Genomic DNA, 18,713 nt, shown 5'->3' with positions numbered 1-18,713 from the left:
AAGTTTTTTTGCTATAATCGAAATATTGATTGGTGATAAAGGAAACATTTGGTGATTTCTGTCGTCTTAGTACTTATCTAGATCTATTACTTGCAGAAGGAGCGGGAAAATGAGAAGAGTTGGGTATCGAACGTTGCTACTATTGTTGCTGCCATTATTATTACTATCTTTCACTGGACGTGAAGCTGCCGCAGCTGGTAGCAGCTCAGGCAGAATTATTATGGACAATCAAGAGCTTGCTTTACCAAAAGGAATTAAACTTGAGAACGTCAATGGTAGCGTTATGATTCCCGTCAGAGTGGTAGTGGAGAATCTTGGATTTGAGGTATTATGGGAGCAGCAGGCCCGCAAAGTAACGGTTCACCAAGATGGAAAAAGCATTGAGCTGGCTGTAGGAAAAAAAACAGCTGATGCGGATGGAGTAACGTTTGATTTAAACGCAGCACCCAAGCAAAGCGGTGGTACAGTTCTCGTTCCGATTCGCTTCGTAAGTGAGCAGTTCGGTCTAAAGGTTGGCTGGGATAATAGCGATAAAACGGTCTATTTGACGGGTGGACAAGCTTCGGTGGCTACACCTGATGGAACCGTTACTAGTGCAATAGCAACAAGTACTCCTTCTCCAACTCAGATTACTACACCGAGCGTGGATAATGGCACAAGCGCTGGAAGTGTTTTGCCCTCACCGACACCACAATCATCCTCAATACCAGGAAGCACTGGTGTGAATGCAGCAGGTCCACATGTAAATGGGGCAGCCTTTACTGAAAATCGATTAATCATCGCTGTTTCTGGGGCTCCTAAACCTAGTATCACAAAAATGAGCAGTCCAGATCGAATCGTTGTAGATTTTCCCGGTGCAGCTTTTGCTCCTGATTTCGTAGGAGGCCTACCGAGTATTACCACAAACGGAAGTCCGCAAGGGAAGCTGGATGTTACTGGTTACCCTCTAGTTTCTGAGATCCGGTATGCGTTGTTCAGTGTAAGTCCTTCTACTGTTAGGTTCGTGATTCAAACGGTTGGGAGCCAGCCTTATCAATTAAGTACGGATGAAAGTACTGGACTGGTGACACTAGATTTGAATGTTACAGGCAGTGAAGGGAACACCTCAGGTGGTAGTGGAATGACAGGAAAGCCAGTTGTAGTTCTCGACGCGGGTCATGGAGGGACACAATCAGGAGCAGTCAGTCTCACGGGTAAGCTGGAAAAAGACTTCAATCTGGCAGTTATCCGTAAAGTTCAAACACTACTTATTCAGGAAGCTTTGGTTGACGTCGTATTTACTAGGACTGAAGATATTACGTTGGGTCTTCAGGATCGAGTAAATATCGCAGAAGCAGCAAAGGCTAATCTATTTATTTCAGTGCATGGGAATTCACTAGAGCTGGGTTATCCGAATAGAGACAAAATAAATGGCAGTGAAACGTACTATTCGCGTAGTGGGAGTCTGCCGCTGGCTCAGGTCATGCACAAACATCTGATAGCAGGTACTGGATTCAAGGACAACGGAGTAAGAACGAAAAGTCTGCATGTTACAAGAGAAACCAGTATGCCGGCAGTACTTCTAGAAGTAGGGTATCTTACTAATTCAGGAAATGAATCAGGGATGTATAGTGAGCAGCTTCAAGACAAATTAGCGAGGGAAATTGTAGCCGGTATTAAGGAATACCTAGGACTTTAATGCTTAATGTTGGTGAGATTTCTCAATTTTTATGGAATATATTCGCAACCTTTATAGATTATTAGCGTCTAATAGAGGTCTGAGGTTGACGTAGACAGGCCATCACGATCGCCATTCACAGGCGAATACTAGATTTAGAGGTGAAGAATGAAGAAATTCAGTTTGATGTTGTTTTTGTTGCTCTTAGTATTTGTTTTGCCTGAGAACGGACATGCTGCTGCCGGGAATAGCAAGATTTTTCTGGACGGCAAGGAGCTGACCGCAGGGCAAAATGTTCCGGTTGAGAATGTGAATGATACAATCATGGTGCCGTTAAGGTTGATCTCTGAAAGCCTCGGATATAACGTGGGTTGGGATCAGAAGAGCAAGACGGTAACGATTGAACAGCAAGGAAAAGTCATCAAATTGATTGTGAATCAAAAGATAGCCTCAGTTGATGACAAGACAGTAACACTTACCACAGCACCTATCCTTCGTAGTAATACGACACTTGTACCGATTCGGTTCATTAGTGAACAGTTCGGATTAAATGTCTCGTGGGACAACGTGAAGAAGAGTGTGTATCTTATTACCCCAGGATCCTCAAATGATAACGGCAGTTCAGGTGGAAATACTGAAAATGGTGGATCTGAGGTTGTACCGCCGGTAGATCCTTCTAAGAATCTAACGATGGTAAATGGTGTGAGCTTTAGTGAAAATCGTTTGAGCATTGCCATGGAGGGTAATTCAGTACCGAAAGTGACAGCGATGACTGGGCCGGATCGGTTAGTTGTTGATTTACCTAATGCCACCTTCTCAGACCTATTTGGCACAGGACAGATCCTTGATCCTGACCTAAACGGTAGCTTGGAAGTGAAAGATTATCCCGATGTATCAGGAGTACGTTACTCCCTTTATAGCACGAATCCTTATACAGTACGTTTTGTAATCGATTTGAACTATGCTAAGAATTACAACGTTAGCGTAACTGGAGACGATTCTAAGCTGGTTGTAATCGATCTAAATGCGGAAAGCACTGATGATACTACAACACAACCAGGAAATAATGGCAGAAAGCTAGTAGTATTAGATGCAGGGCATGGGGCTAAAGATTCTGGAGCAGTGGGTGTTACAGGTAAATACGAGAAGAATTTTAATTTGGCCATCATACTTAAGACAGCTGAATTGCTGAAAAAAGAAAGTAATATTGACGTCGTGTTAACACGAAGTAATGATACTTTCTTGGAGCTTAAAGAAAGAGCAGCTATGGCGAATAATTTAAAAGCTGATATCTTCATATCTGTACACGCCAATAGTTCAGGTTCCTCATCAGCTAGTGGAACAGAAACGTATTATCAACGGGAAGCCAGTAAATCATTGGCGAACGTGATGCATAAATATCTTGTTCAAGCAACAGGGCTTAGCGATCGCGGTGTACGTTATGGGAATTTCCATGTTATCCGTGAAACGAAAATGCCTGCAGTATTACTTGAAGTGGGATACCTTAGCAACAAAAAAGATGAGGCATTGCTCTTTACAGATGCACTTCAAAACAAAGTTGCGGCTTCAATAGTGAGTGGGATTAAGGAATATTTGGGTATAAAATAACAGACCAGTGGCAGACGAGCGCCGCAAAGTCAGCTTTCTGCTTTTATTTTAAAAGGCAAGAAGTGGTTTTGCGGTACCTGTCTGCCCGTATTCATCTAGAGGAGGCGTTTATTAATGATGAAACAAAAATGGAGTACAATTGGGATCGCTACACTGCTTCTGCTAGTGATTGCTGGCTGTGGAGACAAGCCTACTGCGGCTCCAGCAAATGCTGTGGAGCAAGATACTTCAAATGTTGTAAGTGGTGCGGGAGAAAGTACACCGGCTCCAAGCGATGAACCAGGAAACGAAGTGACTAGCACTCCGCAACCGACAGCAGATAATAGCAACACAGAAACTCAGGCAACTGCAAAGCCAGTAGCAGATGATAAGCAAAAACAGAGCCAGAGTATCGATGCATATTATACGGATACACAAGTTATGGATCTGATTCCTGCTAAGACTAGCATTAGCTTCTCTGACGATGCCCAGAAATATACAGAGACGTTCAAAGCATTGCAAAGCAACGAGAATACTGACCTTGTATCGTTATGGGGCAAGATTGAACTGAAATCGTTAAAGTTTGTTGATGGTCAAATTGTGATGGATATTCATAAACCGGATGAAGCACAGCTAGGTGCTGGTGGGGAGTCCTTAGCGATTTCATCACTTGCCAAAACCTATTTTCAATTTGAAGAAGTAAAAAGCATCGAAGTTTTGGTGGATGGTGAAAAGGTTGAAAGCTTAATGGGTCATGTTGACCTAATGCATCCAATGACTAGAGATAATAGCTAATTGTTATTACAACAAAGGATAAGAGCATCTAACTGACGAATTTTAAATTATACTATTTATTTGAGTCATAGAGAGGGGAATAATCTATTGTCCGCGCAAAAAAGGTCAAAACGTCCATTGAGGGCTTATTCTACGAAAGCAGTATCGGCTGTTATGGCTGGAACCATGATTTTTAGTGGCGCAAGCGCAGTGTTTGCGGATACAGCTGCTACGACAGCAGCAACAACCACTACACAATCTGTAGGGATTTTTAGCGATGTGAAGACAGGTTTCTGGGCTGAAAAGCATATTTATAAATTAGCATCACAAGGAATTGTGGTTGGAAATAATGGTTTGTTCCGCCCTGGGGATTCTGTAACTCAGCAGGAAGCCGTGCTTATGGCATTACGTTTTATGAAGTTGCAGGATAAAGTGGATACTTCTTCAGCTGTGGCCTTGCCTACTGATTTTAAGGTTTCAAATTATTACAAAGATTACGTTGTTCTAGCTTTCCAGCAAGGTCTTTTGGACAAAACTACTGAAATGTCTCCTGATAATTTGAAAACTTCATGGGGTGAACGTAAAGCATCCCGAGAATGGATTGCTGAACTGTTAATTCGTGCACTAGGAAAAAGTGCAGATGCAGCTGTAGCAACTAGCAAACCGACAGGCTTTGCAGACGATGCTAAAGTGTCTGCAAACAAAAGGGGGTACATCAACGTTGCTGTTGATCTAAAATTAGCCAATGGCCTTGACGGTAATCGTTTTGATCCACAAGGGGCTGTGACCCGTGCTCAATTGGCGACTTTTTTCAGCCGCGCGGAAGCTCACAATACGGTTGAATATGATAACACGGTATCAGGAACAATCAGTCAATTAGCAGGTGGGAAACTCTCCGTCTATAACAACGGAAAGACTTCTACATATACCCTGGGAGCAAGCACCGCTTATTACACAAGCGCTTCTGAAAGTAGAATAAATCTAAGTGATATCCAACCTTACACAAAGGTTACTGTAATTGGAGCGACATATAACGCAGCCTATGTTGAAGTGACTGACCCTACACAACAAGTGGAGAGCCTTTCCGGAAGCTTCGCAATGGTAGCACCTGGTAATAAGCTATGGCTGAAATCAGCTACTGGGTTCACGGAATATTACTATGATGAAACGACTACCTTTGTAGACGCAAGTGGGACTTCAATTGAACCTGCTTCGTTGGTAGCAGACAGCATAGTTACGTTACAGCGTGAAACGTATAGTGGTTCACATAAAGTGGTCAAGGTTCAAGTGACTTCAGGTGTTGTTAACAAAACGACAACAGGAACCATTCAAAGTATAGATCTTACTGGGAAAAGCATTACGTTTAAAAATGCTGCTGGTGCGGTGGAAACCTTTAAATGGGAAGATGGAACTTCATTATTCACTTATCAAGCATCCGTGTTGCAGCCTGCAGAATTGAAGACAGGTTCTGCTGTTAAATATACGGTTAAAGAAAATGTGATACGGTCTGTAGAAGTGACAGAAGGTGTTGAACGGACAGTTCAAGGTGTGCTTACCGAACTGACCAGTTCAACTGTTGTTTATAAAAAAGAAGATGGAACTCGTGAAGTCAAACTCCTGGCAACAAAACCATCAATTGTTATTCCGAACATGAATAGCGCTGTGGCCGATGATCTTATACCTGACACAGTCGGTGGGGATAAAATTAAGCTTACGTTGAACAGCAGTGATCAAGTCATAAAGATTGAAGTGTTAAGCCGTCAAATTGAGCAGTATAGTGGAGCGACGGTTATTGATTATAATACTAAAACTCAGCTGTTGACAGTTATGGATACCAATAAAAAGGCGCATGTCGTTCAGTTGGATGAAAAAACAAAACTGTTAATTGAAGGTGCACTTCCTAACTTAACTAATATCGGTACGAAACTTATTGAGAATCGTAAAGTTAATGTAAAAGCTATAGGACAACGGGCTTTATCGTTGGAAATTGTCACAAAGTATGAAGGAACCTTGACGGCTGTTAATACTTCCTCGAGAACTATTGTTTTGAAGCTTAATGATGGGCAAACTTTAACGATGCCTTATCCACAATTAATTGATCTCTTTGGTAAGAATAGTCCAACTTTAAGTGATGTTCCTGTTGGTAGTAATGTGACAGCCTCACTGACAACTGGCCAGGACATTATTGCAGTACTGAAAGTGAAGACAGCTTTACAAGTTGAAGCAGCAACTGTTAATGCCGGAACCAATCGTTTGAGTGTTAAATGGAGCGGTGGAACAAGTGAGATCAATACTGCTGTACTTCCAATAACAAATGAAGCTGGCGAGAGCATTAAGCTAACCGCTTTGAAATCGGGGGATTTTCTTAATGTGACTTTTGATGGAAGCACTCCGCTTGCTATTCAGACAGTTAGTCTTACAACGGGTCAGATTAGTTCAGTCGATGCTGCAGCGAATAGTTTGGTTGTAAAAGAGTATGCTGGAGCGGCACAAAACTTTGCTGTAAGCGGTGGGGTTAGAATCATACGTGATGGCGCCACAACAACTGCTCTAAGTAACTTAACAACAGCGGACAGAGTGGAGATTCGTAAAGACACGGATGGAGCGACAGTCATTCGTGTGTTACCACAGTTAACTCGGTCATTCTCTCGCTATGACAGTACGACGAACTCATTGGTGACTAAGAGAGCTAATCTGAACGATAAGTATCAGTTCACTCTTGCTTCAAATGTATATATTCATCAAGGAGATACGACATTGTCCGTGCAATCTTTGAAAGAAAATGATAATATTATAATGTATTTCAATAATGATATCGTGGTTGAAATTGTGAAACAATAGTAGCAATGGTGGATTTCTGAGTGAATCACCGTCTTGACACAGGGGCTTTGCCTGCGTCAAGACGTTTTTTTTGAAATATAAGAAAGTATAAGAGTTGTATTTTCTTGAAATGTATGAAACCATACGTTATAATACAGACTTTGCTTATATTTCTTTACATTAGAGAGGACACGCTCATGTGAGTTTTAATGAGCGTAATCACTCCGTGGAGGGGACACTATGAAAGTTGCAGAGGTCCGCCACATTTTGGATACGATTGGAGACTTGTTCCCTGATGCTCATTGCGAGCTAAATCACAGTAACGCTTTTGAATTAACGATAGCGGTACTGTTATCAGCCCAATGTACGGATGCAACGGTGAACAAAGTGACCGTGGACCTGTTCCAAAAGTACAAAGCCCCCATCGATTATATTTCTGTACCGCTGGAGGAGTTGGAGGGGGATATCCGGCGCATCGGCCTATATCGTAACAAAGCTAAGCATATCCAAAGCCTATGCTCTATACTCATAGAACAGTATGGTGGCGAGGTGCCTGAGGCTCATGACTTGCTTGTAACTTTACCCGGTGTAGGTCGTAAAACTGCAAACGTAGTAGTATCCAATGCTTTTGGAGTTCCTGCCATTGCAGTGGACACGCATGTGGAGAGGGTTGCTAAACGACTTGCATTAGCAGGCTGGAAAGATTCTGTGCTGGAAGTGGAAAAGAAGCTGATGAAGGCTGTGCCACGTGACGAATGGACGATCACTCATCACCGGCTTATCTTTTTCGGACGATATCACTGCAAGGCACAGAACCCAAAATGTCAAGTTTGTCCGCTCCTTGATGTATGTCGAGAGGGCAAAAAACGTATGAAAACAGCTGTTGTCAGGAAAGCTAAAGATCATACGCCAAAAAGTTAGAGTTGAAGAAGAGGATGGGATAGAGATGAAATGCATTTCTGTATACACAGATAATTTTGAAGTGTTCTCGGATATTTTTGATCGCGTAGTGGAAAGCCCACTCGAAGAGAACGAAGAGCAAGAAGTAGAAGGTATCACGATCAGTCATTCCGGTGACGTTCCTGAACACTATTTTGAGCGTATGTCAGTGAAACCTGAGGTTGTTGTAATGAGAGATAAATCTCGTGGTTTGACTATTCTACAACACGGAAAAGTATTCGAAATTCTGTTGCCTGTTTCGGAAACTGCATAAATTTAGAAGTGATAAAAGGAGTCGGCCCTAGGGCTGGCTCCTTTTTTGTTTCTTACTTTTCTAGCGAAAATAGCAGAAAGATGTTTGAATAACCTCATTTCGTAAGAGATGATAGGTTATTTTGTAAGTAGTGTGTATTTAATTTGTGTCAAACTGGTGATAAACTGTAATTATTATTTATAAAAATAGGTTCTGCGTGACATCACAGAAATTACACCTGTATAAACATTTAAAAATGAGTCTGATTTCGTATTCTTGAATGGGTTATATTCAAAGCATGATTAGATGGTAACAGTGGAGGTGGAGAGTCAGTGAGAGCGGAACAGGTTAGAATCGAGAAAGAGACATTAAGTGAAACGGCATCGCTGCTTTTCCAGTTGCGTGGATTAATGCAACGCTGGGGTGATGAGGGATCTGAACGTATATATGAAGATTTACAACATAAAGAGGGTGGGAATGAACTGACCCTTGCTTTTTGCGGACATTTTTCGGCAGGAAAATCCAGTATGATCAATCTTCTTTGCGGCAGTTCAGTGCTGCCTTCTGGACCTGTGCCGACTAGTGCGAATATTGTCTCTATTCGCAGTGGAGTTCCACGAGTGCTTATTTATCCTAGAGTTGAAGGAAGTAAAAATGATTCTGCTCCTATAGAGACAACTCCAGAAAGATTACAAGAATACTGTCGAAATGGTGGTGAATATTCCGCAATTGAAGTGTGGAATGAGATACCATTGCTAGGCAAGGATGGCGTACTATTGGATACACCTGGTGTAGATTCGACGGATGATGGTCATCAGGCGGCCACCCGCTCTGCGCTGCATTTAGCTGATGTCGTATTTTATGTAATGGATTATAACCATGTACAGTCAGAGAATAATTTGGCCTTTGCTAAAAATCTTAGTGACTGGGGTAAACCTTTGTATTTGATCGTTAATCAGATCGACAAGCATAGGGAACAAGAAATTTCCATTGAGGAATATAAACGTCAACTTGAAAATGCTTTTGAACAATGGGGGATTCATTGTGCGGGAATTCTATTCACCTCTCTCAAAAAGAAAGAGCATCCTCTTAATCATTGGGATCATCTACTCAGCCTTATAACCGAACTGTTGGAACAAAAGGACCAGCTGCTTCAATATAGCTTGTCTCGTTCCATTCATCATACAGCGGATTCTTCTCTAACTGCATTCCGTGAAGATCAGCAGGAGGAAAGAGCAGCTCTCCTTGAAGAACTAGAAGGTACGAATGCTGAGACAGTGACGAATGAACTGAAGTCACTCGAAGAAGAGAAGGAACGACTTGAGGCGTTGCCTCAGCAGTCACGAGCGAGTTTGCGAACTGGCCTAGACACCTTACTTAATAATGCTAATCTAATGCCTGCAGATGTAAGAGAGGCGTCGGGAAGCTATATGGAAAGTGCCAGCCCTACGTTTCGATTAGGGTTATTCTCTACGGCTGCACGGCGGGAGAAGGAACAAAGTAAACGACTGACAGTCTGGCAAGGACTGTTGACCCGAGAGGTTTCCGCTCAGCTTGAATGGTATTTGATTCAGCTGGTACGTGATTGGGCGGAGAATCTCGGGCTGTGGGAGGAGGAAGCGGAGACGACTCTGAAGCATGGATTCCCGGTGGTGAGCCAGGAGTGGCTGGCGGCTGCAGTTAAGCCGGGAACGGGGGATAGCGGCGAGGCGCTGCTCAATTTCTGCCGCACACTTGCGGCTGATATTAAGAGCCAGTTCCGCCGTGCCGCGTTAGCGGTGAGCGATGAGCTGTTAGCGAAGCTGCCGCCGCTCATGGATGAGCAGCGTGCCGTACTCCAGCGCCGCGAACAGGCTCTTGCGCGGCAGGCGCGCGCCGTTGACGTGCTAGCCGCGCTGGACCGCGCGGCAGCTGCCCGCGCGCACGAACTCGCGGCGCTGCTGCCGCCGCGCCGGCCCCTCACCCCCGGCATCCTGCCGGAGGTGAGGGTAACCCCGCGCGGTGCCGCGCAGAGCGCCGCACCGCAGGAGGTCCAGCCGCCGCAAAGCGTCGCGGCTGGAAGTGCCGCCGCCGCAAATTGGGCGGCGGGAACGGCTTCGCCGGCGGGCGGCCGCCGGCGGCTATCGGCAGCCGCTGATGCGCTGGCGGCTGCGGCAGAGCTGCTGCGCCGCGAGCCAGCGATGGCATCGGCGGCGCGGAGTCTGGCCGCACGGGCGGAGGATCTCGCCGGCGGCCGCTTTACCCTCGCGCTGTTCGGTGCGTTCAGCGCGGGTAAGTCCTCCTTCGCCAACGCTTTGCTCGGCGAAGAAGTGCTGCCCGTGTCTCCACATCCCGCCACGGCTGCGGTCAACCGCATATTGGCGCCGGAAGGTGACTTCCGCCATGCCAGCGCGGTTGTCACAATGAAGACCATGGCAGATTTCTGGGATGACATCTGCCATTCCTTCAGTGTGCTGCAGCTAGGCGAACCACAGCAAAACTCATGGACAACAGTTCTAGCAAGCTTGCCTGCAAGGGGAGTTCATCCCTCTGCGTTGCCGCATGCTGGATTTCTAAGGGCAGCAGCGGCTGGCTGGGCAGAAGCTGAGCCCTTGCTGGGAACGGTGCGAACGGTTGATTTAGAAGAATACCGAGGCCTTGTAGCGGAGGAGACCCGAGCCTGTTTTGTGCAAGGGATTGATTTGTATTATGCCTGTCCATTGACCGAAAGCGGAATTGTACTCGTGGATACACCAGGAGCCGACTCATTGCATGCTCGTCATACCGGCGTAACCTTTAATTACATGAAAAAAGCAGACGCGATTTGTTTTGTTACCTATTACAACCACGCCTTTTCAAAAGCAGATCGAGGTCTGCTTGCGCAGCTAGGCCGAATTAAAGATAGCTTTGCACTTGATAAAATGTTCTTTATTATCAACGCTTCTGATCTTGCTTCAGGTGAAGATGAATTGGAAGAGGTACGAGAGCATGTTGCTCAAAATTTACGTGCAGGCGGCTTACGCTCGCCGAGAATTTATGCACTCTCTAGCTTGCTTGCTCTGGAAGGCAAAACCCAGCATGATTATGCACGCTATGAGGCTTCCCGTTTTCATCATTTTGAGCAAGCCTTATCAAGCTTTGCGGGAGATGAACTTCCTCAGCTTTCACTTAACGCAGCTGCAGAGAGCATCGCATCTGTTCGCCGCAGGGCGGAAGAGTGGCAGAATCTCGCTTCCATGGCAGCAAACGAGCGTGAAGCAGGATTAAGAGAAATGCAAGAACGTCGTCAGCTAGCTATGAAGAGACTTTCCCTATTGGAGACTGAAGAACGTCCTAGCAGAGATCTTGTTCATGAAGGTGAGGAACTGATCTATCATGTTTGTCAACGGATTAGCTTCTCCTTCACCAGAAATTTTCAGGAATCTTTCCACCCCTCATTATTACGTGAGGACGCAGGAAATTTAAAAGCTATCTTCGCTGCGTGTGGTGCAGAGCTGATGCGTACCACTAAGCGTGAATTGGAGCAAGAGCTATGGGCGACAACGCTGCGACTAGAAAGTACCGGGCGTAGACTTGTTCATGAAGCGGCTGAAGCGGCTGCTACTGAGCTGTTTTTCTCTACTCAAGAGTTTCATCTGATGGAGAATGAAGAAGCAGCATGGCCTTCTCCTAGTGAGCTGGAATGCCAGCTTCAGTCCGTGGAATGGCCAACCTTATGGGGATATTTCAAATCCCCTCGCTATTTCTTTGAAGGCGCTGGCCGGGAGCAAGTCAAAGGTGCGGCTGAGCCTCTTGTGAAAGAAGCTGTTAATGTTGCGGCGGCACAGCAGAAGAAAAAATTGCTTGCGCATTATGTCGATTGCATAGCCAGAGAATTAAAGGTTGCTGCAGAACGCCTACAAGAAGGGTTAGCGGAGCAAGAGAAAGCGATGTTAGATCTCCTTAAAGGGGGTGAATCCGCAGATCATTGGGGTCAATTAGGTCACCAATTATCTCTCTTGGAACAATCTTTCGTTGATAGATTAGACAAAAATCTTTGAAATTTGTAGGAAATTGTCGAAGAACACTTGCAATCTGGCGTATGATGGATGAAAATAAAGAAGCCTGAAAATATACAATGAAACTGTTTTGTTTTCAGAAATTTATGGAAACGAGATAGTCAATTTGCCGAAAGAGGTTGAAATCGACAATGTGGGGAGCTCCTTTTTCAGCTCAAAGCCGCAAGCTGCTGCTACTGGGCAGTGGGGAACTGGGTAAGGAAGTCATAATCGAAGCTCAACGTCTTGGCGTAGAGACCGTAGCTGTAGACCGTTATAGCGATGCACCAGCGATGGGTGTAGCTCATCGTTCACATGTTATTGATATGCTGGATGCAGAGGCGCTTAAAACGCTTATTCGCTCAGAAAAACCGGATGTTATTGTTCCGGAGATTGAAGCAATCGCTACTCATGCTCTTCAAGAGCTTGAAGAGGAAGGTTTCTTCGTTGTTCCGACCGCACGAGCGGCTCGTCTGACCATGGACAGAGAAGGCATTCGCCGACTTGCTGCTGAAGAACTTGAATTGCCAACAGCGGATTATCGTTTTGCAGATAGTCTGGAAGAACTGCATCAAGCCGTTGCAGAACTAGGCACTCCTTGTGTCATCAAGCCGATTATGAGTTCTTCCGGCAAAGGTCAGAGTGTTTGCAAAAGACCGGAGGATGCGGAAGAATGCTGGAACACTGCTTTGGATGGAGCGAGAGCTAAAGGGACCCGTGTTATCGTAGAGGCATTCGTTACCTTTGAAAGCGAGATTACACTTTTAACGGTGCGGTCCGTGTCTGGCACGATATTTTGTCCACCTATTGGGCATATTCAGAAGGACGGGGATTATGTCGAATCATGGCAGCCTCACTTTATGAAGGCGGAACTTCTGGATGAAGCTCAGTCTATTGCCAAGGCAGTTACCGATCAGCTCGGAGGTTTTGGTATTTTTGGAGTGGAGCTTTTCTTGACGGATCGAGGCGTATTGTTTAGTGAAGTGTCCCCTAGACCTCATGATACGGGGATGGTAACGATGGCAACGCAGGATTTATCTCAATTTGCAGTGCATGTCAGAGCTATTCTTGGTTTTCCAGTCCAGTCAGTACAATTACTGACACCAGGTGCTTCAGCTACGCTGAAGGCTGAAGGAGAAGGACGAGCTTTTGTTGTGACCGGAATTGGTGAAGCTTTGGAACTACCTAGGACTCAGGTTCGGGTGTTTGGTAAACCAGAAGTCCGTCCAGGGCGGCGGATGGCTGTAGCGTTAAGTGCGGCAGAAAATGTGGAAATCGCGCGGACGGTAGCCAAGCAGGCAGCGTCTATGCTAAAAGTGGAGGTAAATGAGGATGAACAGTAGTACCATGGCACCTGTACTGGAAATTCGCAAATGCGGCTTGAATGATCTGGAGAGAGTGACAGCGCTTCTGCGTGAATTCGGCTATCCAACAACGCTTAGCGTGATGAAAGAGAGACTTGAAAGCATGGAGAATAACCATCTTGAGTGCACGCTTGTTGCAGAACTAAACAATGAAGTTGTGGGAATGGTCGGTCTTAGACAAGTTATCTCGTATTACAAACAGACAGATTGTATCACTGAGATTACTGCACTTATCGTATCAGAAGAACTCAGAGGAAACGGACTCGGTAAAAGACTTGTGGCCGCAGCAGAAGAATGGGCACGTGAGCAAGGTTGCTGTCAGCTCTTCTTGAGAAGTGGTAACCGCGTAGAGCGCGCACCGGCACATTCTTTTTATCGTCATCTAGGTTTCGAAAAGACAGCAGGCTATCGCTTTAACAAAGCGTTGTTATAATACTTATAGGTTCCGATCATCCCCATCCCAGCTACGGCGGGATGGTTTTTTTTGCTCAAAATCTATTTAAATAACTTAACCATAGATGGAATAGTTTGAATCATATAGAATGAATTTTATGACAGTTAAATATATCGTGTCCAAAGAGGGATGAGAAATGTACAAGTTAATTCTTGCTGAAGATGAAGAAGATGTAAGGGAAGGGGTCATTAGTCAGATTGATTGGGAGCACTATGGCTTCGAAATTGTAGAACAGGCGGAGAATGGACGAGAGGCAGCGGATGCGATAGATCGTTTGCTCCCGGATGTAGTTGTGACTGATATTCAAATGCCTTTCATGAACGGGCTGCAGCTGGCGGAATGGATTCGCGAGCGGCATCCTAATACCAAGATCATTATTCTGACAGGGTATGATGAATTTGAATATGCACAGAAGGCGATTAAACTGCAAATCGATGAGTATATTTTGAAACCGTTTTCTTCACAGGAGTTGATTGATGTTCTGCTAAAGGTCAGAGCCACTATAGAGGCTGAAATTGCAGAGAAGGAGAATGTTTTTGTACTCAGTGAGCATTATCGGAAAAGTCTGCCTGTGCTGCGTGAGCAGTTTTTATCTTCACTCGTTTCACGCAAGTTACGAATGAATGAAATAGACGAGAAAAGTTCGGAATACGGAATAGATCTACATGGGAAATGGTTCCAAGCCTCGGTAATTAGTGTGGATTATATTCGTCCAGAACGGGAAACAGTTAGCCTTACCGCAGGTAAGCAAATTTCTTTGCGAGATACGGGAGAGAGAAATTTACAGCTCTTCGCTGTGCTGAATATTGCAGAAGAATTATGTAATAAGCATAATTTTGGCAGGGTGTTTATCCATCGTGACGAGGTAGTGCTTCTTTCCATTTGTGATGCAGGAGAAGAAACTGAAATTACGGGGAAAACATTTGAAATTCTAGAAGAAATCCGCCACAATGTGCAGCGGTTTCTTAAGCTAACAGTAACCGCTGGTTCTGGAACGGTTTGTCACTCTCCTGCTATGCTATTTAACTCCTTTGGAGATGCCATGCAAGCGTTAGATTATCGTCTCATTCTTGGCAATAACAGAGTCATTTGGATCGAGGATGTGGAGTCACGTTCGAATACACTCTTGGCCTATGATGAATTGACCCAGCAGTCCTTAATCCGAACGATTAAGATGGGAACCGTACAGGAGCTTAAGGAGGTCGTGGAGGAGTTATTTGGCGGATTGAATGCTGAGCAGGTATCTACTCAGGATTATCAGATTTTTTTGCTGGAGATTATTACATCCATCCTGCGTGTAGCCAAAGAGTCCGGTAGTGATGCTGCTAAGTTCGTTGGATCTGGCATTTCCTCATTAACTGAGATGAATAAATTCAATAGCATGAGTGAAGCCAAGCAATGGATTATTACGATCTGCAGCCGACTAATGGACTCTATTGCCTTAGAACGCCAATCTAGCTATAAGCTGCTCATTGATGAAGCTAAAGATTACATCCGTAGCCATTATGAGGAATCGGATATTTCTATCGGAAAGGTCTGTCAGCATTTACATATCAGTACGGGCTATTTTAGCAGTATTTTTAAGAAGGAAATGAAGATGACTTTCGTTAGTTATCTCTTGCAAATCCGATTAGAGGCAGCAAAGGAACTTTTACGCTCCACGGAACTGAAGGCTTTTGAAATTGCCGAGAAAATTGGCTTTGCTGATCCTAACTATTTCAGCTTTTGCTTCCGTAAAAAATATGGTCAGTCTCCCAAAGAGTATAAAAATAGCTCCAGAGGAGGGTAGTTATGCGGCAAGAAAAGCCCTATTTTTTTCGACTGCGGCCGCAGCATCCAACAGGGGGGAAACGTCGGTTGTCCTCTAAGCTGCGTAGTATTCAAGTAACGATTACGCTCACTTTTACATCCGTTGCCGTTCTTGTAGCCGTCGTTGTCAGCCTTATGCTGTATAACAAGTTCGCGAAGACAGCAGAAGAGAATGCCAATATGAATATGCAGCAGATTATTGAGCAAGTGAATTACAATTTGGGACTTTATGTTAAAGGAATGCGAAATATTTTTGAAACCGCAGAAGATCAAATTACGAATAGCCCCTCCGTGGACTCCGCTTTACTGATGGAAAGAATGGCTATGTTAATGGGAAGTAGAGAGGATCTGGTTTCTGCAGCAGTTTTTACACCACAGGGGAAATACGTCGTGGGTACAGCAGGACAGAAACTTCGCAGCAACACACAGTTAGAAACCCAGAGTTGGTTTACTACGGCAAAAAAAACATCTGAGATCTCTTACTCAGCGCCCCATATTCAGAACTTGTTTAAAGGTCAATATATATGGGTCGTGTCCATCAGTAAACTCATTCAATATCAGGAGAAGGGTGAACTAAAAACGGGTATCCTCCTGATGGATTTTAATTTTCGCACCATAGATGAGCTGAGCAAGCAGGTTAAGCTTGGTAAAAGAGGATACGCTTACATCCTCGATCAATTAGGCAACATTGTGTATCATCCGCAGCAGCAGCTTATTTATGCTGGCTTAAAGTATGAAAATGTGGAGCCGGTACTGGAATATGCTTATCGTAGCTATTTGGATGAGTCTACAGGTGAAAAACGATTTATAACAGTACGTACGTTAGAACAGACCGGGTGGAAAATAGTAGGTGTTGCTTATTATGACGAGATCGTGACCACTAAGCGTGATCTGAACACCTTTTTATCCTGGTTCTTAGCGGTAGTTATTTTATGTGTAATTATCGTATCTGTCTTTTTGTCTGCGCGAATTGCCCGCCCGATCCGTAAGCTGGAACGGACACTTCAGCAGGTAGGAGAAGGGGATCTTAATACTCGAATCGATGTGAGTGGCGCCTATGAGGTAGAACAGTTGTCTAAACGCTTTAACCTCATGCTACAGCGTATTCGTCAATTGATGGATCAAATTATTTATGAACAAGAGACGAAACGTAAGGGTGAGCTTGAAGTTCTGCAATCCCAGATTAATCCACACTTTTTGTACAATACTTTGAACTCTGTGATCCGGCTTGCTGAGCGTGGTAAGACGGAGGAGGTCGTTACAATGATTCAATCTTTATCTAAGTTTTTCCGAATTAGTCTAAGCAAAGGGAATAATATGATTACCGTGCAGGAAGAGCTTGATCATATTCGTCATTATCTCGTCATTCAGAGCTTTCGTTTTAAAAATAAATTCCGCTACGAGATCATTGCACAAGATGAAGTATTGCAGTGTCAGACGATTAAGCTGATTTTGCAGCCGATTGTAGAGAATGCCTTGTATCACGGAATAGAAATGATGCCTGATGAAGGCTTTATCTCTATCCAAGCAGAACTGAAGGACAATCTTGTCATTATAAGGATTAGTGATAATGGATTAGGAATGTCCAAGGAGACTATGAAGGTTATTTTGACAGGCGGCAGTAAGAGTATGAGTGGTTCGGGGGTAGGCGTAAGAAATGTGAACGAGCGTATTGAGTTGTACTATGGCCGTGAATATGGACTTTCTTTTGAAAGTGAAATTGAAGAAGGCACTACGGTTACCCTTATCTTCCCGGCACTAGCAAAAGGCGAAGGCAATGAAGGGCTTAAGGAGGATGAGACATCGTCATGAAAACCTTTCGTTTTTGGCTAACCTTGTTAATGTGTGCGGTGTTATGGACTACAGTTACCTCTTGTTTTAATTCAGCGCCCAATTACATCAATACAAATAAGACCCGTAATATTCATCTTATTGTGAAAATGAACAGGGGCGATTACTGGAATACGGTTAAATTGGGAGCAGAAGCTGCAGCGCAGGAATTCAACGTCAAACTAACCTTCAAAGCTCCGGACTCCGAGAGTGACATCACAGAACAGGTGAAAATGGTGCAGGACTCCATAAAAGAAAAAGCAGACGTGATTATTTTAGCTGCAAGTAGTTACATGGGGCTTGCTCAGGTTGTAGATCAGGCGGCTTATTCCAAAATTCCTGTCATATCCGTAGATGCGGAAGTGGGTTCAGCAAGAGTAAGGACATATATTGGCTCGAACGGCTATGAAGCGGGTCAAAAATCTGCTGAACGATTGATCAAGCTGTTAAAAGGATACGGAGAGGTTGGTATTATTAACTTCACCAATTCAACGCAGAGTGAGAAGCTGGATTCTTCTAACGGCATTGAGTATGGTGCAAGAGACGCGGAGGAGCGGGAAAAGGGGTTTTTAAATTACACTGCACGTTATCCGAATATACAAGTGGTTGAGATTTCATACACGACCTCCAGTATTAAGGATGCAGAAGATCTTACACAACTGATGCTGCTGAAGCATCCGAATCTTCGGGGAATCGCGAGCCTGAATGAGACTGCTTCACAAGGTGCAGCAATGGCTATCCAAAGTCGGGGGCTGCAAAATATTAAAATGGTTGCTTTTGATAGCTCTCCTTCCATGATGGAATTGCTGCAGGACGGTACTGTTCAAGCAACAGTGATCCAAAATCCTTTTAGCAACGGATATTTGGCTGTAAAACATGCCGTTGAAGTGATCGAAGGAATCGATGTACCAGAACGCGTCGATACAGGAACAAAGCTAATTGATTTGGACAATATGCTGTGGCCAGAGAATCAAAAGCTGTTATTTCCGTTTGTTAGATAGAAGCTGATTTAAAATAGGCACCGAAGGCGTTTATGCGTATACGTTTCGTGAAACGGATACCATCCTTGAATGGGGCGGTATTCGTTTTTTATTTTAGAATATAAGGAATTATAAATTTTTAATGAAAATCATCCTTATATTTCTTCTTGGGTTCATTAGAATTTTTATAGTAATGAGTAGGATTTTATATTCGCAAGCGTTTTCAGGTG

Annotated in this window: 12 protein-coding genes; all 12 read left to right on the top strand. The window is 44.3% G+C overall.

Annotation, left to right across the window (positions count from 1 at the left end):
• Positions 1–109: 109 nt before the first annotated feature.
• Positions 110–1,678 carry an N-acetylmuramoyl-L-alanine amidase gene (locus ACWNM1_RS16960; protein WP_449601832.1) on the top strand — a complete coding sequence of 523 codons (1,569 nt, stop codon included), beginning with the start codon at positions 110–112 and terminating at the stop codon, positions 1,676–1,678.
• 147 nt (positions 1,679–1,825) lie between these two features.
• A complete protein-coding gene (locus ACWNM1_RS16955; RefSeq protein ID WP_449601831.1) occupies positions 1,826–3,265 on the top strand; it encodes an N-acetylmuramoyl-L-alanine amidase in 1,440 nt (479 codons plus the stop codon).
• Positions 3,266–3,379: 114 nt separating this feature from the next.
• Positions 3,380–4,039, top strand: coding sequence for a GerMN domain-containing protein (locus ACWNM1_RS16950; RefSeq protein WP_449601830.1), 660 nt, complete (start codon positions 3,380–3,382; stop codon positions 4,037–4,039).
• 87 nt (positions 4,040–4,126) lie between these two features.
• Positions 4,127–6,859, top strand: a complete 2,733-nt coding sequence (locus ACWNM1_RS16945; RefSeq protein ID WP_449601829.1) for an S-layer homology domain-containing protein — start codon at positions 4,127–4,129, stop codon at positions 6,857–6,859.
• A 219-nt stretch (positions 6,860–7,078) separates the two neighbouring features.
• Positions 7,079–7,759 (top strand): endonuclease III, encoded by a 681-nt coding sequence (nth, locus tag ACWNM1_RS16940; RefSeq protein WP_042190074.1) that lies wholly within the window; start codon positions 7,079–7,081, stop codon positions 7,757–7,759.
• Between the two features lie 25 nt (positions 7,760–7,784).
• Positions 7,785–8,051, top strand: a complete 267-nt coding sequence (locus tag ACWNM1_RS16935; RefSeq protein ID WP_042129455.1) for a hypothetical protein — start codon at positions 7,785–7,787, stop codon at positions 8,049–8,051.
• Positions 8,052–8,362: 311 nt separating this feature from the next.
• Complete coding sequence (locus ACWNM1_RS16930; RefSeq protein WP_449601828.1) at positions 8,363–12,049, top strand: dynamin family protein; 3,687 nt, start codon at positions 8,363–8,365, stop codon at positions 12,047–12,049.
• Positions 12,050–12,198: 149 nt separating this feature from the next.
• Positions 12,199–13,389: a formate-dependent phosphoribosylglycinamide formyltransferase gene (gene purT / locus ACWNM1_RS16925; protein WP_449601844.1), complete on the top strand. Its 1,191-nt coding sequence runs from the start codon at positions 12,199–12,201 to the stop codon at positions 13,387–13,389.
• Positions 13,379–13,843: a GNAT family N-acetyltransferase gene (locus ACWNM1_RS16920; RefSeq protein ID WP_234532026.1), complete on the top strand. Its 465-nt coding sequence runs from the start codon at positions 13,379–13,381 to the stop codon at positions 13,841–13,843. The genes purT and ACWNM1_RS16920 overlap by 11 nt, the downstream gene beginning before the upstream one ends.
• 157 nt (positions 13,844–14,000) lie before the next feature.
• On the top strand, positions 14,001–15,653 hold the full coding sequence (locus ACWNM1_RS16915) for a response regulator (RefSeq protein WP_339266128.1): 1,653 nt from the start codon (positions 14,001–14,003) through the stop codon (positions 15,651–15,653).
• A gap of 2 nt (positions 15,654–15,655) precedes the next feature.
• The gene (locus ACWNM1_RS16910) at positions 15,656–17,485 is read left to right on the top strand and encodes a sensor histidine kinase (RefSeq protein ID WP_449601827.1); all 1,830 of its coding nucleotides are present in this window, start codon (positions 15,656–15,658) and stop codon (positions 17,483–17,485) included.
• Complete coding sequence (locus ACWNM1_RS16905; RefSeq protein ID WP_449601825.1) at positions 17,482–18,504, top strand: substrate-binding domain-containing protein; 1,023 nt, start codon at positions 17,482–17,484, stop codon at positions 18,502–18,504. Before ACWNM1_RS16910 ends, ACWNM1_RS16905 begins: the two co-directional genes overlap by 4 nt.
• Positions 18,505–18,713: the final 209 nt, after the last annotated feature.

The organism is Paenibacillus sp. Marseille-Q9583, assembly GCF_976954365.1.
This window is presented reverse-complemented; position numbering and strand designations above follow the sequence as displayed.